Annotated in this window: 8 tRNA genes and 1 rRNA gene; all 9 read right to left on the minus strand. The window is 51.8% G+C overall.

Annotated elements, in window-relative coordinates:
• Positions 1 to 4: 4 nt before the first annotated feature.
• The 9 genes from C161_RS02990 to rrf all read right to left on the minus strand — a co-directional run bounded on the left by C161_RS02990 (position 5) and on the right by rrf (position 863).
• Positions 5 to 79, minus strand: a tRNA-Gly gene (locus tag C161_RS02990).
• 10 nt (positions 80 to 89) lie between these two features.
• Positions 90 to 170: transfer RNA gene (locus C161_RS02995), tRNA-Leu, on the minus strand.
• Between the two features lie 6 nt (positions 171 to 176).
• Positions 177 to 252 (minus strand) — tRNA-Lys (locus C161_RS03000).
• Between the two features lie 9 nt (positions 253 to 261).
• Positions 262 to 336: transfer RNA gene (locus tag C161_RS03005), tRNA-Gln, on the minus strand.
• Between the two features lie 9 nt (positions 337 to 345).
• Positions 346 to 421 (minus strand) — tRNA-Val (locus C161_RS03010).
• Positions 422 to 428: 7 nt separating this feature from the next.
• Positions 429 to 500: transfer RNA gene (locus C161_RS03015), tRNA-Glu, on the minus strand.
• A gap of 10 nt (positions 501 to 510) precedes the next feature.
• Positions 511 to 583, minus strand: a tRNA-Thr gene (locus C161_RS03020).
• 3 nt (positions 584 to 586) lie between these two features.
• Positions 587 to 662: transfer RNA gene (locus C161_RS03025), tRNA-Asn, on the minus strand.
• A gap of 84 nt (positions 663 to 746) precedes the next feature.
• Positions 747 to 863, minus strand: a 5S ribosomal RNA gene (gene rrf, locus C161_RS03030).
• Positions 864 to 960: the final 97 nt, after the last annotated feature.

Here is a 960-nt window from a genome sequence, read left to right on the forward strand (position 1 = left end):
ATATTGGAGCGGAAGACGGGAATCGAACCCGCGACCCTCGCCTTGGCAAGGCGATGCTCTACCGCTGAGCCACTTCCGCAAATAAAGGATGCGCGTGGAGGGACTTGAACCCCCACGTCAAAGACGCTAGATCCTAAGTCTAGTGCGTCTGCCAATTCCGCCACACGCGCATATGATGGTGAGTCATGAAGGGCTCGAACCTTCGACACCCTGATTAAAAGTCAGGTGCTCTACCAACTGAGCTAATGACTCATACTAAAATGGCTGGGGATATAGGATTTGAACCTATGCATGACGGAGTCAAAGTCCGTTGCCTTACCGCTTGGCTAATCCCCAATAAAAATATGGTGGAGGCTGAGGGGATCGAACCCCCGACCCTCTGCTTGTAAGGCAGATGCTCTCCCAGCTGAGCTAAGCCTCCAACTATATGACCCGTAGGGGATTCGAACCCCTGTTACCTCCGTGAAAGGGAGGTGTCTTAACCCCTTGACCAACGGGCCCCATTTCCAAAGCTCTCAACCGGGATCGAACCGGTGACCTCATCCTTACCATGGATGCACTCTACCTACTGAGCTATGAGAGCAAATGGCTCCCCGAACAGGGCTCGAACCTGTGACAACTCGATTAACAGTCGAGTGCTCTACCAACTGAGCTATCAGGGAATAATATGCATTTGCAGGGCAAATGCAATTCATCGTACAACGTCCACATGCAGAGCCTGTTTTCTATGTATGATGAAAGAGTTCGCTTGGCGGCGTCCTACTCTCCCAGGACCCTGCGGTCCAAGTACCATCGGCGCTAGAGGGCTTAACGGTCGTGTTCGGGATGGGTACGTGTGGAACCCCTCCGCCATCGCCACCAAACGCATAGCTTAGCTTACATTTCAGAGATCGTTCTCTGAAAACTAGATTCGAAACGAAACATGCGAATTACAACTTGCTATTGGATAAGCCCTCGACC

Origin of the sequence: Paenibacillus sp. FSL R5-192, assembly GCF_000517845.1 — a bacterium.
Lineage (GTDB): Bacteria > Bacillota > Bacilli > Paenibacillales > Paenibacillaceae > Paenibacillus > Paenibacillus amylolyticus.